This window comes from Streptomyces sp. P1-3 (genome assembly GCF_050613155.1).
Lineage (GTDB): Bacteria > Actinomycetota > Actinomycetes > Streptomycetales > Streptomycetaceae > Streptomyces.
The window spans coordinates 6,083,053-6,099,489 of sequence record NZ_CP192512.1 but is presented as its reverse complement, the minus strand read 5'-3'; the positions used below and the strand labels follow the sequence as shown (position 1 = coordinate 6,099,489).

The window sequence follows — 16,437 nt, the reverse complement described above, 5'->3', positions numbered from 1 at the left end:
GGGCCCTGTGTCCCAGGCGGGGCCCCGTGCCCCAGGCCCTACGGGAACGCCGGCTCCGGCCGGGACGGCGGCGCGCCGTCCCGGCCACCCGGCTCGTACGAGAGTCCACCCGGCAGCCCGGCCAGGTCGGCCAGCCGCCGATAGGAGTCCAGCAGCGCCTCCCGGTCGTACGTACTGGTGGTCACCAGCACCTCGTCCGCGCCGCTGCGCTCGATGAGCCCGCCGAGCGCGTCGGCGACCTGCTCCTCCGTCCCGTGGATGTGGCCGCGCGTCGCCTCCTCGAAGAGGCCGCGCTCCCGCTCGCTCATCGTCCGCGCCGCGATCTCCCCGGGCGGGGCGAGCGGCGGGAACTCCCCGTGTGTACGGGAGTGGGCGGTCGACCACGCCTCGGGCACCAGCAGCTCGCGCGCGGCCTCCGGCGTCCCGGCGACGGCGACGTTCCCCGCGACGACGACATACGGCCGCTCGCTCCACGCCGAGGGGCGGAAGCGCGCGCGGTAGCGGTCGATGGCGCGCAGCATCGGCTCCTCGCCGCGTACGGAACCGATCACCAGCGGCAGCCCGTGGTCCGCCGCGTGGTCCGCGCCCGAGCCGGTGGCCAGCACGAACGCGGGAAGCCGCAGCCCCTCGGCGGGGCGCGCGTGCACCTGATGATCGCCGGTGAAGTACCCCAGCAGCTCGGCCAGCTGCGCCCCGAAGTCCTCCGCGGCGTCCTTGTCCCGCCCCAGCGCCCGCCGGATCCCGTCGGTGAACCCCACCGACCGGCCGAGGCCCATGTCGATGCGGCCCGGAAAGAGGGATTCCAGCACCCCGAACTGCTCGGCGACGACCAGCGGTTGGTGGTTGGGGAGCATCACCCCGCCGGTGCCGACCCGGATCGTGGAGGTGGCCGCCGCGACGGCCGCGGCCAGCACCGTGGGCGCGGACCCGGCGACGCCGGGCACGCCGTGGTGCTCGGAGACCCAGAACCGGTGATAGCCGAGGGCCTCCACCTGCTGTGCGAACCGCACGGTGTCGCGCAGCGCCTGGGCCGGCTCCCGCCCCTGCCGGGTGCGGGAGCGGTCCAGGACGGAGAATCGGATGCCGCGTGTCGCTGCCTTGGTCACGCCCTCTTCAACAACACAGGCCGGACAGGATTCCCGCCGGTCAGCCGCGGGCGCGCTGCCGCCGCCACGGGCCGGTGATCGCGACCATGATCCCCGGGTCCTGGATGTTGGCGTACAGCGTCGTTCCGTCGGGCGAGAAGACGACCCCGGTGAACTCGCTGTACTCCGGTTCCTCCGCGGTGCCTATGTTCAGGTCGTTGCGCGCGATCGGGTACGTACGCCCGTCGCCGGTGGCCCCGAACAGGTGCTGGACGCCCTCGCCGTCCTCGGCGATGATCAGGCCGCCGTACGGCGAGACGGTGATGTTGTCCGGGCCGTCGAGCGCGCCGTCCTTGGACGGGTCGGCGTTGACCTTGAGCAGCACCTTCAGCGTGAGCGTGCGCCGCTTGGGGTTGTAGAACCACACCTGGCCGTCGTGGGCGACCGGGCTCTCCTCACGGGCGTAGCTGGAGACGATGTAGGCGCCGCCGTCGGCCCACCACATGCCCTCCAGCTTGCGGCCGCGGGTGACCTCGCCCTCGCCGAACTGCTTGCGCACCGGCACCGTCTTCGCGTCCCGGTCCGGGACCTCCACCCAGTCGACGCCGTAGACGGTGCCGGTCTTCGTCGCGCGCGACAGGTCGTCGACGAAGTTGCCGCCGGAGTCGAAGCACTGGGCCGCCTTGAGGACCCCCGCGTCGTCGGCGAGCCCGCGCAGCTCGCCGCGCCCGTGCTCGAAGTCGCGCGGCGGGGTCCAGCGGTAGAGCAGGCCGTTGGGGCCCGAGGCGTCCTCGGTGAGGTAGAGGTGGCCGCGCTGGGTGTCGACGACGACCGCTTCGTGCTCGTAGCGTCCGAGTGCCTTGATGGGCTTGGGGTCGCGGTTGGCGCGGCGGTCGTGCGGGTCGACCTCGAAGACGTATCCGTGGTCCTTGGTCATGCCGTTCTGCCCGGCCCGGTCCACGTTCTCCTCGCAGGTCAGCCAGGTGCCCCAAGGGGTGCGGCCGCCCGCGCAGTTGGTGGACGTCCCGGCGATGCCCACCCACTCGGTGACGTGGTCGCCGTGCTTGGAGACCTCCACGACGGTGCAGCCGCCGGACGCCGCGGGGTCGTACACCAGGCCCTCGGCGAGCGGCACCGGGTGCTCCCACTTCGAGCGGGGCCCCTTCAGCTCGTGGTTGTTGACCAGCAGCGTCGTCCCGCGCGGGCCCTGGAAGGTGGCGGTGCCGTCGTGGTTGGAGGGGGTGGACTCGCCCGACTCCAGCGTGGTGACGCCGGAGTGGGTGATGACCCGGTACGAGAACCCGGCCGGCAGCGCGAGGATGCCGTCCGGGTCCGGCACCAGCGGCCCGTAACCGAACCCGTGCCCGCCCCGCGCCAGGTCCTGCCCGGAGTCGGCCTCGTCGCCGGCGATCGCGCCGGGCGCGGTGGCGAGCACGCCGGCACTCCCGGCGAGGGCGACCCCGGCCCCGGTGTACGCGGAACGCTTGGCGAAGTCTCTGCGGCTGAGCGGCATGGTCATCTCCTGGAGGGCCAGAACGGGTCATCCGAGTGCGGCGGCCATACGGTCCCGCCTCCGGCCGAACAGGAGTTGAACGCGACACGACATCAAAGCGCGGATTCACCGGGCCACCGGCCGCGAGTGTGTACCGGTCGGCTACTGGCCGCGGTGGGGACTACCCGCCGGGCACGGCCCGCAGGTGCGCACCAGTACCACGCGCCGGTGGCGTCGGCAACGGGTCACACCGGTCCGCGGGCCCGCATGACGGTGCCCACCCGGCGACGAGCCACCTGCGGCGGCACACCCGCCGGGTATCGGCGTCCGGCCGTTCCGGCGCCGGGCTGTCCCGGCGAGGTGCCGCCTGGCGCGGGCCCTGCCGGGAAGCCGGGCGGCGGTCCGCGTCGACGGCAACCAGTCGGCGGCCGGGCACGCCCGCCCGCATCGACGGATACCCGGTCCCGGCGGCAGGGCTCGGCCACCGGCCACCCAATGGGGGCGCACCCGCCGCGCAGCGGCGCCGGACCGCAGCGGCATCAAGCCCCACCGGCGGGGGCCGCCAGGCGACCGGCCGCGCACGCGGTGCCGTCGGGGCAGCGGCTCCAGCCCGCAGCATCCCGGTGCCGTCGGACAGCGCCCCACCCGGCCGCATCCCGGTGCCACCGGGCGGCGGACCACCCGCCCGCCCGGTTCGTCAGCCGCGCGAGCGGGCCTTGAACGCCGCCTTGCGGGCCTCCTTGGCGGTCTTCTTGTCCGGGTGCAGCCGGCCCATCGCCTCCAGCACCTCAGCGGTGGCCGGGTGGTCGACGCGCCAGGCCGTGTCGAAGAAGCCCTCCGAGCGGCCGACGAGCCCCGCCACCAGGTCGCGCAGCTCCGCCGAGTCGCCGTCGGCGGCGAGTTGTGCGGCGATGGTGTCGATGGTCAGCCAGAACACCATGTCCTCCGGCGGCTCCGGCACCTCGGCCGCGCCGTGCTCGGCCAGCCAGACCCGGGCCAGCCCGCCCAGCTGCCGGTCGTCGAGCACCTCGCGCAGCGCGTGCTCGGCCTCCGGGCCGACCAGGGTGAGGGTCTGCTGGCAGATCAGCCGGCGCAGCGGCGCGTGCTCGTCGTCGCCGCGGGCGGCGGCGAGGAGTTCGCGGGCGGCGGCGTCCGGAGCGCGGCGCGCGAGCCACGCCTCGGCCTCGGCGCGGGCCGCGGGCCGGGGGTGTCCGGGCAGGGCGTCGAGGAGGGCGTCCGCGCCCTTGTCGGACAGGTCGCCGACGGCCGGGGCGTCGACGCCCGCCTCCAGCATCCGGGCCCGTACGGCGAAGACGCCGAGCGGGGTGAGCCGCACCAGGCCGTAGCGGGAGACGTCCTCCTCGTCGAGGTCGGCGGCGGGGAGGCCCGGTTCGCGGCTCCCGTCCTCGCCGTCGGCCCCCTCTCCGTCGACCTCCTCGATCAGCGCCTCGTCGACCGGCTGGTACTCGACGAGGCCGGTGGGCGCCAGCATCCGGAACTGGTCGTCGAGGCGCATCATCGCCTCGGAGACCTCCTCCAGGACGTCGTCGGTGGGCTCGTCCATGTCCTCGGGGACGATCATGGAGGCGGCGAGCGCGGGCAGCGGCACGGCGCGCCCGGCGTCGGGGTCCAGGGCAGTGAGCAGATAGAGGTTGCCCAGCACCCCGTCGAGGAAGTCGGCCTCCTCCTCGGGGTTCCACTCCAGCCCGTCGAGGTCGAGGTCACCGCCCGCGCTGATCCGCTCGGCGATCTCGCCGAGGTCAGGGGTGGCGGCGTCGGCGAGGACGGCCTCCAGTCCGGCCAGCCAGATGTCGAGGACGTCCTGCGGGCTGCCGCCGGTGACGGCGCGCAGTTCGTCGCCGGGGGCGGCGATCCCCTCGGGGGCCTCAGGCTCCGCGTCGGCCGTCCGCTCCGCGCCGTCCACCGCCGCGTCAGGGCCCTCGGCGCCGGCACCGGCGCCGTGCTGCTCCGTGATCTCGACCAGGCCGGTGTCCAAGGCCAGTTGCCAGGCTTCCTCCGCGTATCCGGGTCCGTCCTCGGAGTCCGCGAGGCCCAGGTGCGCGACGGCCTCCCGCAGCGCGTCGTCCGGCAGTTCCCCGTCCGCCCCGACCTCCCTGCGCGGTGCGGTCCAGCGGGCCAGCCGCACCGCGTCGGCGAACAGCGGCGCGGCGAGCGCGTCCCTGGCGAGTTCCGCGTCGGTGTGCAGCCGCACCGGCGGCATGGTGGGACGGTCTGCGGGCATGGGGGCGTTCAGCTCCTCTTCAGTCACGGACGGACTGTGTCCAAGCGTAGACGGAATGCCACGACGGGTTCGTCCCGATGTGGCGGTCGCCGCCGGGCAGCGTCGCGATCCGGCCGCCGGCCCGGATTCGCGCGCGGGCCGGGGCCGCGTTCCGTAGATCACTTTCAGTGGCCGTTCACCCGGCATCTCTTGACAATGTCCATGCCCAACCAAGAGATTCACGCGCGTAGACATCACATTTCGACCGCCACTCCCCACATCCAACGGAGGCCTTCCCATGTCCCCACGCGCGCTGCGCAGATCCGCCGCCGTCACCGCCCTCGTCGCCTCCGCGGTCGCGGCCGGGCTACTCGCCGTCCCGCAGTCCGCGGCCGCCGACGAGATCCGGGTCCACGACATCCAGGGCGGCACCCGGGTGTCCCCGCTGGCCGGGCAGCAGGTCAACGACGTCCCGGGGACGGTCACCGCGGTCCGCGCCTTCGGTTCCGCCCGCGGCTTCTGGATCCAGGACACCCGGCCCGACAACGACCCGGCGACCAGCGAAGGGGTCTTCGTCTACACCGGATCGACCACTCCGCAGGTCGCCGTCGGCGACGCGGTGACGGTCTCCGGCACCGTCGCGGAGTACTACCCCGGGGGCGCGGACGCGGGTCTGCAGTCGGTCACCCAGATCACCAAGGCCGCATGGACGGTGAAGACTTCGGACAACGCTCTCCCGGCCGCCTTCGCCCTCAAGCCGTCGACGGTGCCGAACCGTTACGCCCCGGACGCCGGCGGCGGCAGCATCGAAGGACTGCGGCTGCGTCCCGGCTCCTACGCGCTGGACCGCTACGAGTCCGTGGAGGGCATGCGGGTCGCCGTACACGACGCACCGGTGACCGGTGCGACCAGCGAGCACAAGGAGCTGTGGGTCACCGCCGAGCCGGGCCACAACCGCACCGCGCGCGGCGGCGTGCTGTACCCCTCGTACCGCGACCCGAACCCGGGCCGGGTGAAGGTCGCCTCCCTCATCCCGTACGCCGAGCGCCCGTTCCCCGTGGCGAACGTGGGCGACGAGCTGACCGGCACCACGGCCGGACCGCTGGACTACGACAACTTCGGCGGCTACGAGATCCAGGCCACCGAGCTCGGCGAGCTCACCGACCGCGGGCTGCCGCGTGAGAAGACCCGGAAGCAGTCCTCGGGCGAGTTGTCCGTGGCGACCTACAACGTCGAGAACCTCTCCCCCAAGACGCCGCAGGCGAAGTTCGACCGGCTCGCCTCGGCGCTGGTGGCCAACCTGGCCTCGCCCGACGTCGTGGTCCTGGAGGAGGTGCAGGACGACAACGGCCCCACCAACGACGCCGTGGTGAGCGCCGACGCCACGCTGAAGAAGCTCACCGACGCCATCGCCGCGGCGGGCGGCCCCGCCTACCAGTGGCGGCAGATCGACCCCGCCGACGACCAGGACGGCGGCCAGCCGGGCGGCAACATCCGGGTGGCCTTCCTCTTCAACCCCGAGCGGGTCTCGTTCACCGACATCCCGGGCGGTGACGCCACCACGCCCGTGAAGGTGGTGGGTGACGGCGGCAAGGCGGCGCTGTCCGCCTCGCCGGGCCGGATCGACCCGGCGAACCCCGCGTGGCGCACCAGCCGCAAGCCGCTGGCCGGTCAGTTCTCCTTCCGCGGCCACCCGGTCTTCATCGTCGCCAACCACTTCAACTCCAAGGGCGGGGACCAGGCGCTGGACAGCCGGTTCCAGCCGCCCACCCGGAGCTCAGAGCAGCAGCGCGGCGAGCAGGCGAAGGCGGTCAACACCTTCGTCAAGGAACTGCTGGCGGTCGACCCGCGCGCCGATGTGGTCGTCGCCGGGGACCTCAACGACTACCAGTTCTCGCCCGCGCTGGACACGCTCACCGCCGGCGGGGTGCTGACCGACCTGGTCAAGCAGCTGCCGCGCGCCGAGCGCTACGGCTACGTCTTCAACGGCAACGCCCAGGTTCTGGACCACATCCTGACCAGCCGTCACATCCGGCGGGCCGACTACGACATCGTGCACGTCAACGCGGAGTTCGCCGACCAGGCCAGCGACCACGACCCGCAGGTCGTCCGCATCAGGCCGTAGCGCTGCCTCGGGTTCGCCCACGGTGAGGGCCGCGGCCCCGCGCGCCTCCTGCCCCGACGGGTTCGCTTTGCGTGACGTGATCACGTCGAGATAGCGTGAGCGCGCCTTAATGCACGGCACCGCGCATTAGGGCTCAAGCACCACAAGAATTCGGGGATATCAGATGAAGCGCAAGACGCACCGCACGATCGCCAGGGCGGCCGCCGCCCTGGCCGCCGCCGCCGGCATCACCCTCACCGCCGGCGTGGGCTCCGCGCACGCCGTCAGCTACATGGGCTGGGTCAACGACGAGGCCCAGGGCAACTTCAACTTCGAGTCCAACGGAGAGGTCGTCACCGTCAGGGACACCCGGGGCGACGGCTGGGGCATCGAGGTCCAGGTCTACGACCCGAAGACCTCCTGGATCCAGTACTGCAAGGTCAGCGGCACGGGCAAGACCAAGAAGTGCGACATGTCCTTCAAGGAGGGCCACGAGCTGAGCTTCAACATCTACGGCATCGACAGCAGCGGCAACATGACCGACGGGAAGTCGTACGACTTCACCGCCTGACGCGCGCGTGCGCCATTGGCCGGCAGCTTCCCCTTAGTCCTGCTGAAGAGTGGCGCCAGCACAATTAAATAGACCTGTACGGCCGAACGGGCCCAGAATCGGGCGGAGAGAACCCTCACCGCGCGGAGTGTGACGATCGATGTCCCAGGGCCCGTTCGGCCGTACGGCTGCCGCCATGATCACCCCGTTCACCGCCGACGGCGCACTCGACCTCGACGGCGCACAGGCGTTGGCGACCCGGCTCGTGGACGACGGCGGCTGCGACGCCCTGGTCCTCAGCGGGACCACGGGCGAGTCGCCGACCACGACCGACGCCGAGAAGGAATCGCTGGTCCGGGCGGTGGTGGAGGCGGTCGGCGACCGAGCGGTGATCACCGCCGGGGTCGGCACGAACGACACCGCGCACACAGTGGAGCTGGCCCGCGCGGCCGAGAAGGCGGGCGCCCACGGCCTGCTGGTCGTCACCCCGTACTACAGCCGCCCGCCCCAGGAGGCCGTGGCGGAGCACTTCCGCACCGTCGCCGACGCGGTCGGCCTGCCCGTCATGCTGTACGACATCCCCGGCCGCACCGGCACCCGCATCGAGACCGAGACGATGCTGGCGCTGGCGGACCATCCACGCATCGCCGGGGTTAAGGACTGCGCCTACGACCTGATGCACAGCTCCAAGGTCATGGCGCGGACCTCGCTGGCGTTCTACTCGGGCTGCGAGGAGACGAACCTGCCGCTGTACGCGATCGGCGGCGCCGGCTTCGTCGGCACCGTGGCCAATGTCGCGGGTCCGCAGATGCGGGCCGTCCTCGACGCCCACGACAGGGGCGCGAACGCGGAGGCGGCCCGGCTGCACCGGCTCCTGGTCCCCCTGACCGAGCTGATGATGGGCGCCGGGCTGCCGGGGACCGTCACCGCCAAGGCGCTGCTGGGCGCGCTCGGCCTGCCCTCGGGCCCCGTCCGGGCCCCGCTGCGGCCCGCCGGCCCGGAGGTGGCCGACCGTCTGGTGCGCGCGTACGAGGAGTTGCTGGACGCCGCTGTGACGGGGCGAGGGGTTCAGTTGTGGCTGTGCAGGGCCTCGTTGAGGCCGCCCCACGAACCGCTGCGCTGCAGCGCCTCGACCGCGCCGGTGGTGGAGTTGCGGCGGAAGAGCAGGTTGGTGGCGCCGGAGAGCTCCACCGCCTTGACGACCTGGCCGTCCGGCAGCGTCACCCGGGTTCCGGCGGTGACGTACAGACCCGCCTCGACGATGCAGTCGTCGCCGAGCGAGATGCCGATGCCGGCCTCCGCACCGAGCAGGCAGCGTTCGCCGATGGAGATGGTCTGCTTGCCGCCGCCGGACAGCGTGCCCATGATCGAGGCGCCGCCGCCGATGTCGGAGCCGTCGCCGACCACGACGCCCGCGCTGATCCGGCCCTCGACCATGGAGGTGCCGAGCGTTCCGGCGTTGAAGTTGACGAAGCCCTCGTGCATGACGGTGGTCCCGGACGCCAGGTGGGCGCCGAGCCGAACGCGGTCGGCGTCGCCGATCCGCACCCCGGCCGGGGCGACGTAGTCGGTCATGCGCGGGAACTTGTCGATGCTGGTGACGTTCAGGGCCAGGCCCTCGGCGCGCGCGGCGAGCCGGACCCGCTCCACCTGGTCCACGGCGACGGGGCCGAGGTTGGTCCAGGCGACGTTGGCCAGCAGCCCGAAGATGCCGTCGAGGCTCTGGCCGTGCGGCCGCACCAGGCGGTGGCTGAGCAGGTGCAGGCGCAGGTAAGCGTCGTGCGCGTCGAGCGGCTTGTCGTCCAGGGAGGCGATGACCGTACGGACGGCGACGACCTCGACTCCGCGGCGCGGGTCGGCGCCCAGGGCGCGCGGGGCGGCCTCGCCCAGCAGTTCGGCGGCGCGCTCGGCGTCGAGCCGTTCGGTCCCGGACGGGCCCGGCGCGGCGACCAGCTCGGGGGCCGGGAACCAGGTGTCCAAAACGGTGCCGTCGGCGGCGAGGGTGGCGAGACCGGCGGCGACGGCGCCGGTGGTGCGGGTGTCAGGAGTGGTGGTTGCTGCGTCGGTCATGTCCGAACGCTAACCGGAGCTGACCCGATCAGGCGAACCGGTCTCGCCGACCGGGCACGGACCCGCCGCCGCGCGCACCCCCTGGCCACGCGACGAGGCCCCCGGCGCCGTGCCGGGGGCCTCGCTCAGCCGTGTCTCAGACGTTGAAGCCGAGCGCGCGCAGCTGCTCGCGGCCCTCGTCCGTGATCTTGTCGGGACCCCACGGCGGCATCCAGACCCAGTTGATCCGCAGCTCGTTGACGATGCCGTCGGTGGCCGACTTCGCCTGGTCCTCGATGACGTCGGTCAGCGGGCAGGCCGCGGAGGTCAGCGTCATGTCGATGGTGGCGATGTTGGCGTCGTCGACATGGATGCCGTAGATCAGGCCGAGGTTGACGACGTCGATGCCCAGCTCGGGGTCGACGACGTCGTACAGCGCCTCGCGGATCTCGTCCTCGCTGGCGGGCTTGGCCGCGGTGGTGGTGTCTACGTTGTCGCTCATGCCGTCTTCCTCGCAGCGTTCTCGCCCAGCGCCTGGGCGGTCGCGTCCTTCCAGGCCATCCAGCTCAGCAACGCGCACTTCACGCGTGCGGGGTACTTCGAGACGCCGGCGAACGCGACCGCGTCCTCCAGCACCTCCTCCATCGCGTCATCCGGCTCGATCCGGCCCTTGGACTGCATCAGCTCCAGGAAGGTCTCCTGGATCCTGCGCGCCTCGCTGAGCTCCTTGCCGACCAGGAGTTCGTTCAGCACGGAGGCGCTGGCCTGACTGATGGAGCAGCCCTGCCCCTCGTAACTGACGTCCGCGATGGTCCCGTCGTCCAGCCGGACACGCAGCGTGATCTCGTCGCCGCAGGTCGGATTGACGTGGTGCACCTCGGCGTCGCCATCCCGCAGACCGCGCCCGTGCGGGTGCTTGTAGTGGTCCAGGATGACGTCCTGGTACATCGAATCCAGCTTCACGAAGCAGCCCCTACCCGAAGAAGTCCCGAACGTGCTCCAGGCCCTCGACCAAGGCGTCCACCTCGGCCGGCGTGGAGTACAGATAGAAAGACGCTCGCGTGGTCGCCGGAATTCCGTACCGCAGGCAGACCGGCCGGGCGCAGTGGTGGCCGACCCGGACCGCGATGCCCTGCTCGTCGAGGACCTGGCCCACGTCGTGCGGGTGGATGTCGCCGAGGGTGAAGGAGATCGCGGCGCCGCGGTCCTCGGCCGTGGTGGGGCCGATGATCCGCAGGTCGGGGACCTCCAGCAGGCGGCGGACGGCGTACTCCGTCAGCGCGTGCTCATGGGCCTGGATGTTCTCCATGCCGATCGCGGTGAGGTAGTCCACGGCCGCGCCGAGGCCGACGGCCTGGGCGATCGGGGGCGTACCCGCCTCGAACTTGTGCGGCGCCGGAGCGTAGGTGGAGGAGTGCATCGAGACGGTCTCGATCATCTCGCCGCCACCGAGGAACGGCGGCAGGTCCTCCAGCAGCTCCTGGCGGCCCCACAGCACGCCGATGCCGTCCGGACCGCACATCTTGTGGCCGGTGAAGGCCACGAAGTCGGCCTGGAGCGCCTGGACGTCCAGCGGCATGTGCGGCGCGGCCTGCGAGGCGTCGACGACCACGAGCGCCCCGACCTCCTGGGCGCGGCGCACGATCTCGTCGACCGGGTTGACCGTGCCCAGGATGTTGGAGACCAGCACGAACGAGACGACCTTGGTCTTCTCGGTGATGATCTCGTCGATGTTGGACAGGTCGAGGCGGCCGTCGTCGGTGAGGCCGAACCACTTCAGCTTCGCGCCGGTGCGCTGCGCGAGCAGCTGCCACGGAACGATGTTGGAGTGGTGCTCCATCTCCGTGATGACGATCTCGGTCTCGTGGTTCACCCGGTACGGCTCGTCGGCCCAGCCGAGCATGTTCGCCACGAGGTTGAGCGACTCCGAGGCGTTCTTGGTGAAGATCACCTCGTCGCGGCTGGGCGCGTTGATGAAGGCGGCGACCTTGTCGCGGGCGCCTTCGTACAGCGCCGTGGCCTCCTCGGCGAGGACGTGCACGCCGCGGTGGACGTTGGCGTTGTGCCGCTCGTAGTACTCGTTGAGCACGTCGAGCATCTGGCGCGGCTTCTGCGAGGTCGCCGCGTTGTCCAGGTACACGAGCTTCTTCCCGTCGTGGATCACGCGGTCCAGGATCGGGAAGTCCTTGCGAATCGCCTCGGTGTCGAGGAGGCCCGGCAGCTTCGTCACAGGGTTGCGCCGCCCTTCACATATGCCTCGTAGCCCTCGGCCTCCAGCTTGTCGGCGAGCTCAGGGCCGCCGGACTCGGCGATACGTCCGGCCGCGAAGACGTGGACGTGGTCCGGCTTGATGTAGCGCAGGATGCGCGTGTAGTGGGTGATCAGCAGAGTGCCGACCTGACCGGTCTCGCGGACGCGGTTGACGCCCTCGGAGACGATGCGCAGCGCGTCGACGTCCAGACCGGAGTCGGTCTCGTCGAGGATCGCGATCTTCGGCTTGAGAAGCTCCAGCTGGAGGATCTCGTGGCGCTTCTTCTCACCGCCGGAGAAGCCCTCGTTGACGTTGCGCTCGGCGAAGGCGGGGTCCATGTGGAGACGCTCCATGGCCTCCTTGACCTCCTTCACCCAGGTGCGCAGCTTCGGGGCCTCGCCGCGGACGGCGGTCGCGGAGGTGCGCAGGAAGTTGGAGACGGAGACGCCGGGCACCTCGACCGGGTACTGCATGGCGAGGAAGACGCCGGCGCGGGCGCGCTCGTCGACGGACATCTCCAGGACGTTCTCGCCGTCGAGGGTGACGGTGCCACCGGTGACGGTGTACTTCGGGTGACCCGCCAGCGAGTACGCGAGGGTGGACTTGCCGGAGCCGTTGGGGCCCATGATGGCGTGGGTCTCGCCCTGCTTCACGGTCAGGTCGACACCGCGCAGGATCTCGCGCGGACCGTTCTCGGCCTCGACGGAGACGTGCAGGTCGTGGATCTCAAGCGTTGCCATGGGTGCCTCAGGACTCCTGGGTGACGGAGACGAGTACGTCGTCCCCTTCGATCTTTACGGGGTATACGGGGACGGGGCGCGTCGCGGGCAGGCCGGACGGCTTGCCGGTGCGCAGGTCGAAGCTGGAGCCGTGCAGCCAGCACTCGATGGCGCAGTCCTCGACCTCGCCCTCGGAGAGGGAGACGTTCGCGTGCGAGCAGATGTCGTTGATCGCGAACACCTCGCCCTCGGTGCGCACGAGCGAGACCGGCGTGCCGTCGATCTCGACACGCCTGGGAGTGTCCTCCTCCAGCTCGCTCAGCGCGCAGACGCGGACAAAGGCTTCGGTCATGCTACGGACGCCTCCAGCTCTGCCTCGATCTTGGCGAGCAGGCGCTCCTCGACGTCCGGCAGGCCGATCTGCTGGACCAGCTCGGCGAAGAAGCCGCGCACCACCAGGCGCCGGGCCTCGTCGGCCGGGATGCCGCGCGCCATCAGGTAGAACAGCTGCTCGTCCTCGAACCGGCCGGTGGCCGAGGCGTGGCCGGCGCCGACGATCTCGCCGGTCTCGATCTCCAGGTTCGGCACGGAGTCGACGCGCGCGCCGTCGGTGAGGACGAGGTTGCGGTTGAGCTCGTAGGTGTCGGTGCCCTCGGCGGCCGCCCGGATGAGGACGTCGCCGATCCAGACGGCGTGCGCGTCCTGGCCCTGCAGCGCGCCCTTGTAGGCCACGTTGCTGCGGCAGTGCGGGGTGTCGTGGTCGATGAAGAGCCGGTGCTCCTGGTGCTGGCCGTTGTCGGTGAAGTACAGGCCGTAGAGCTCGGCCTCACCGCCCGGGGCGCCGTAGACGACCCGCGGGTGGAGCCGGACCAGGTCGCCGCCGAAGGTGACCACGACGGACTTGAAGGTGGCGTCGCGGCCGACCAGCGCGGTGTGCTGGGCGACGTGCACGGCCGTGCGGTCCCAGTCCTGGACGGAGACCACGGTCAGCTTGGCGCCGTCGCCGATGAGGTACTCGACGTTGGCGGCGAGGGTGGCGTCGCCGGTGTGGTCGATGACGACGACGGCCTCGGCGAAGGCGCCGACCTCGACGACCTGGTGGCCGAAGGCGGTGCCGCCCTCGCCGTGCACGGAGATCCGCACCGGCTCGCTGAGCACCGTGTCCTTGGCGATGGAGACGACCGACGCCTTCTCGAAGGAGCTGTACGCCTGTGCCGCGACCCGGTCCACCGGCTTGCCGGCCTTGCCCAGGCGAGCGTCGTCGCGGCCGACGGTCTCGACGGTGACGCCCTCGGGGGCGGTCACCTCGACCTTGATGCCGCCGTCGGCGACGGCGGTGCCGTCGTGCAGACCGCGCAGGCGCTCCAGCGGAGTGAAGCGCCACTCCTCTTCGCGCCCGTGCGGGACCGGGAAGTCGGCCACGTCGTACGAGGCAGGGGCGCTGACCCGCGCGTCGGCGGGCTGGCCCACCTGGATCGCACCGTCCGTGGTGCTGCCGGCCGGAATGGTTTCAGCCATGGCTGTCGTACTGCTCGCTTTCTGGGGGAACGTCGTCGCGGAACGGGATCGGACCGGCGCTAGCCGACCGCGCCTTCCATCTGCAGCTCGATCAGCCGGTTGAGCTCCAGCGCGTACTCCATGGGCAGCTCGCGGGCGATCGGCTCCACGAATCCGCGAACGATCATGGCCATGGCCTCGAACTCGGACAGGCCGCGGCTCATCAGGTAGAAGAGCTGGTCGTCGCTGACCTTGGAGACGGTCGCCTCGTGCCCCATGGAGACGTCGTCCTCGCGGACGTCCACGTAGGGGTAGGTGTCCGAGCGCGAGATCGTGTCCACCAGCAGGGCGTCGCACAGGACGTTGGACTTGGCGCCCTCGGCGCCCTCGCCGATCTCGATCAGACCGCGGTAGGAGGTCCGGCCGCCGCCTCGCGCCACCGACTTGGAGACGATGTTGGAGGAGGTGTTCGGAGCCATGTGGACCATCTTGGCGCCGGCGTCCTGGTGCTGGCCCGCGCCCGCGAAGGCGATGGACAGGGTCTCGCCCTTGGCGTGCTCGCCCATCAGGTAGACGGCCGGGTACTTCATGGTGACCTTGGAGCCGATGTTGCCGTCGACCCACTCCATGGTCGCGCCCTCGTACGCCACGGCGCGCTTGGTCACCAGGTTGTAGACGTTGTTCGACCAGTTCTGGATGGTCGTGTAACGGCAGCGGGCACCCTTCTTGACGATGATCTCGACCACCGCGGAGTGCAGCGAGTCCGACTTGTAGATCGGCGCCGTGCAGCCCTCGACGTAGTGGACGTAGGCGTCCTCGTCGACGATGATCAGCGTCCGCTCGAACTGGCCCATGTTCTCGGTGTTGATCCGGAAGTAGGCCTGGAGCGGGATCTCCACGTGCACGCCCTTCGGCACGTAGATGAACGACCCGCCGGACCACACGGCCGTGTTCAGCGAGGCGAACTTGTTGTCGCCGACCGGGATGACCGTGCCGAAGTACTCCTTGAAGAGCTCCGGGTGCTCCTTCAGCGCGGTGTCGGTGTCGAGGAAGATGACGCCCTGCTCCTCCAGGTCCTCACGGATCTGGTGGTAGACGACCTCGGACTCGTACTGCGCGGCGACACCGGCGACGAGGCGCTGCTTCTCCGCCTCGGGGATGCCCAGCTTGTCGTACGTGTTCTTGATGTCCTCGGGCAGGTCCTCCCAGGACTCCGCCTGCTTCTCCGTGGAGCGCACGAAGTACTTGATGTTGTCGAAGTCGATCTCCGACAGGTCCGACCCCCAGGTCGGCATGGGCTTCTTGTCGAAGAGCCTGAGGCCCTTCAGACGCAGCTTGAGCATCCATTCCGGCTCGGACTTCTTGGCCGAGATGTCGCGGACGACCTCCTCCGACAGGCCGCGCTTGGCCGCGGCGCCGGCCGCGTCGGAGTCGGCCCAGCCGTACTCGTAGTTGCCCAGCCCCTCGAGCTCAGGGTGAGCAGTCTCCGTGGGGAGAGTCATTCGGGGTTCCTCCCGGCCGTGCTGGTAGATGGTGCTGTGGTGGTCTGAAAGGTGGTTCTGTGCTGCGCTCCGCCGCGCGGAATGAACGTCGTGCACACCCCGTCGCCGTGGGCGATGGTGGCCAGACGCTGCACATGGGTTCCGAGCAGGCGGGAGAAGACCTCGGTCTCCGCCTCGCACAGCTGCGGGTACCGCTCGGCGACATGGGCGACCGGGCAGTGGTGCTGGCAGAGCTGTTCACCCCAACGGGGACCGGGCGCGCTGCGCGCCGTGGCAGCGTACCCCTCGGCGGTGAGGGCCTTGGCGAGCACCTCCGCCCGTTCCTCGGGGAGCGCCGCCTCGACCGCTTCGCGGTACGCCTCGGCCTGGGCGGCGAACCTGGCCCGGGCGAACGCGGCGACCGCCGCCTCGCCCTGCTCGCCGCCCCCGGCGCTCTCCGCGATCCAGCGCAGCGCGTCCACGGCCAGCTTGTCGTAGGCCTGGTCGAAGGCGTCACGCCCGCAGTCGGTGAGCGCGAAGACCTTGGCGGGCCGGCCGCGGCCACGCGCTCCGTAGACCCGCTTCTCACGCGGTTCGACGACTCTGTCGGCGACCAAGGCGTCGAGGTGGCGGCGGACGGCGGCCTGGGTGAGCTCCAGCCGGAGGGCGAGCTCGGCCGCGGTGGACGGACCGTGGTCGAGAATGGAGCGGGCCACGCGGCTGCGGGTGCCGTGCTGCTCGTCATGAGCGGCGGGCACCCCCGCGGGCGCGGGCAGAACGGGACGCGCGGCCGACTCGGTCGCGGGCCCCTTCTGGTCCTCGCTCGCGTATTTCACAACGCCATTGTTGCGTAATTCTCGGAACGGATACAAGCCGTGACCGAAAGGGTGAACGGTGGGGTGCATCACTTAGGCACACCTAACCTGACCTGCGGAAACGATCAACAGAATGGCCTCTTTCCGCCCTGCCGCCCCGGCGGCGCGAAACG

The 16,437-nt window shown here is 71.2% G+C and carries 14 protein-coding genes and 1 pseudogene; 3 read left to right on the top strand and 12 right to left on the bottom strand.

The window, feature by feature from the left end; all coding sequences use genetic code 11:
- Positions 1–38: 38 nt before the first annotated feature.
- The 3 genes from ACQUSR_RS26035 to ACQUSR_RS26025 form a co-directional block, all read right to left on the bottom strand.
- Positions 39–1,106, bottom strand: a complete 1,068-nt coding sequence (locus tag ACQUSR_RS26035) for an MsnO8 family LLM class oxidoreductase (protein ID WP_431045041.1) — start codon at positions 1,104–1,106, stop codon at positions 39–41.
- 40 nt (positions 1,107–1,146) lie between these two features.
- Entirely contained in the window at positions 1,147–2,598 is a 1,452-nt protein-coding gene (locus ACQUSR_RS26030) for an alkaline phosphatase PhoX (protein ID WP_431045040.1), read from the bottom strand.
- Between the two features lie 676 nt (positions 2,599–3,274).
- A complete protein-coding gene (locus ACQUSR_RS26025) occupies positions 3,275–4,819 on the bottom strand; it encodes a hypothetical protein (protein ID WP_431047847.1) in 1,545 nt (514 codons plus the stop codon).
- Positions 4,820–5,096: 277 nt separating this feature from the next.
- On the opposite strand from ACQUSR_RS26025, the gene ACQUSR_RS26020 reads away from it, so the two are divergent.
- The 3 genes and pseudogenes from ACQUSR_RS26020 to dapA all read left to right on the top strand — a co-directional run.
- Positions 5,097–6,923 carry an endonuclease/exonuclease/phosphatase family protein gene (locus tag ACQUSR_RS26020; RefSeq protein WP_431045039.1) on the top strand — a complete coding sequence of 609 codons (1,827 nt, stop codon included), beginning with the start codon at positions 5,097–5,099 and terminating at the stop codon, positions 6,921–6,923.
- Positions 6,924–7,086: 163 nt separating this feature from the next.
- Entirely contained in the window at positions 7,087–7,473 is a 387-nt protein-coding gene (locus ACQUSR_RS26015) for a hypothetical protein (RefSeq protein ID WP_431045038.1), read from the top strand.
- A gap of 175 nt (positions 7,474–7,648) precedes the next feature.
- A pseudogene (gene dapA / locus ACQUSR_RS26010) lies at positions 7,649–8,494 on the top strand (4-hydroxy-tetrahydrodipicolinate synthase); the annotation flags it as partial.
- Between the two features lie 26 nt (positions 8,495–8,520).
- Here the strand turns inward: dapA and dapD are convergent.
- The 9 genes from dapD to ACQUSR_RS25965 all read right to left on the bottom strand — a co-directional run bounded on the left by dapD (position 8,521) and on the right by ACQUSR_RS25965 (position 16,285).
- Entirely contained in the window at positions 8,521–9,522 is a 1,002-nt protein-coding gene (dapD, locus tag ACQUSR_RS26005; RefSeq protein ID WP_431045037.1) for a 2,3,4,5-tetrahydropyridine-2,6-dicarboxylate N-succinyltransferase, read from the bottom strand.
- A 136-nt stretch (positions 9,523–9,658) separates the two neighbouring features.
- Positions 9,659–10,003, bottom strand: a complete 345-nt coding sequence (locus ACQUSR_RS26000; RefSeq protein WP_431045036.1) for a metal-sulfur cluster assembly factor — start codon at positions 10,001–10,003, stop codon at positions 9,659–9,661.
- A complete protein-coding gene (gene sufU, locus ACQUSR_RS25995; protein ID WP_431045035.1) occupies positions 10,000–10,464 on the bottom strand; it encodes a Fe-S cluster assembly sulfur transfer protein SufU in 465 nt (154 codons plus the stop codon). The genes ACQUSR_RS26000 and sufU overlap by 4 nt, the downstream gene beginning before the upstream one ends.
- A gap of 10 nt (positions 10,465–10,474) precedes the next feature.
- Positions 10,475–11,731 carry a cysteine desulfurase gene (locus tag ACQUSR_RS25990; RefSeq protein WP_431045034.1) on the bottom strand — a complete coding sequence of 419 codons (1,257 nt, stop codon included), beginning with the start codon at positions 11,729–11,731 and terminating at the stop codon, positions 10,475–10,477.
- On the bottom strand, positions 11,728–12,492 hold the full coding sequence (sufC, locus tag ACQUSR_RS25985; RefSeq protein ID WP_431045033.1) for a Fe-S cluster assembly ATPase SufC: 765 nt from the start codon (positions 12,490–12,492) through the stop codon (positions 11,728–11,730). The genes ACQUSR_RS25990 and sufC overlap by 4 nt, the downstream gene beginning before the upstream one ends.
- 7 nt (positions 12,493–12,499) lie before the next feature.
- A complete protein-coding gene (locus tag ACQUSR_RS25980; protein ID WP_431045032.1) occupies positions 12,500–12,823 on the bottom strand; it encodes a bifunctional 3-phenylpropionate/cinnamic acid dioxygenase ferredoxin subunit in 324 nt (107 codons plus the stop codon).
- Positions 12,820–13,989: a Fe-S cluster assembly protein SufD gene (gene sufD, locus ACQUSR_RS25975; protein WP_431045031.1), complete on the bottom strand. Its 1,170-nt coding sequence runs from the start codon at positions 13,987–13,989 to the stop codon at positions 12,820–12,822. Before sufD ends, ACQUSR_RS25980 begins: the two co-directional genes overlap by 4 nt.
- Positions 13,990–14,048: 59 nt before the next feature.
- Positions 14,049–15,470: a Fe-S cluster assembly protein SufB gene (sufB, locus tag ACQUSR_RS25970; protein WP_431045030.1), complete on the bottom strand. Its 1,422-nt coding sequence runs from the start codon at positions 15,468–15,470 to the stop codon at positions 14,049–14,051.
- Entirely contained in the window at positions 15,467–16,285 is an 819-nt protein-coding gene (locus ACQUSR_RS25965; protein WP_431045029.1) for a helix-turn-helix transcriptional regulator, read from the bottom strand. Before ACQUSR_RS25965 ends, sufB begins: the two co-directional genes overlap by 4 nt.
- Between the last annotated feature and the right edge of the window lie 152 nt (positions 16,286–16,437).

Excerpts from the sequence above, each read along its gene's own strand:
- sufD (WP_431045031.1), bottom strand. The coding sequence starts at position 13,989 with ATGGCTGAAACCATTCCGGCCGGCAGCACCACGGACGGTGCGATCCAG.
- ACQUSR_RS25980 (WP_431045032.1), bottom strand. The coding sequence starts at position 12,823 with ATGACCGAAGCCTTTGTCCGCGTCTGCGCGCTGAGCGAGCTGGAGGAG.
- ACQUSR_RS26015 (WP_431045038.1), top strand. The coding sequence starts at position 7,087 with ATGAAGCGCAAGACGCACCGCACGATCGCCAGGGCGGCCGCCGCCCTG.
- ACQUSR_RS26000 (WP_431045036.1), bottom strand. The coding sequence starts at position 10,003 with ATGAGCGACAACGTAGACACCACCACCGCGGCCAAGCCCGCCAGCGAG.
- dapD (WP_431045037.1), bottom strand. The coding sequence starts at position 9,522 with ATGACCGACGCAGCAACCACCACTCCTGACACCCGCACCACCGGCGCC.
- sufC (WP_431045033.1), bottom strand. The coding sequence starts at position 12,492 with ATGGCAACGCTTGAGATCCACGACCTGCACGTCTCCGTCGAGGCCGAG.
- ACQUSR_RS26025 (WP_431047847.1), bottom strand. The coding sequence starts at position 4,819 with ATGCCCGCAGACCGTCCCACCATGCCGCCGGTGCGGCTGCACACCGAC.
- ACQUSR_RS26020 (WP_431045039.1), top strand. The coding sequence starts at position 5,097 with ATGTCCCCACGCGCGCTGCGCAGATCCGCCGCCGTCACCGCCCTCGTC.
- sufB (WP_431045030.1), bottom strand. The coding sequence starts at position 15,470 with ATGACTCTCCCCACGGAGACTGCTCACCCTGAGCTCGAGGGGCTGGGC.
- ACQUSR_RS26030 (WP_431045040.1), bottom strand. The coding sequence starts at position 2,598 with ATGCCGCTCAGCCGCAGAGACTTCGCCAAGCGTTCCGCGTACACCGGG.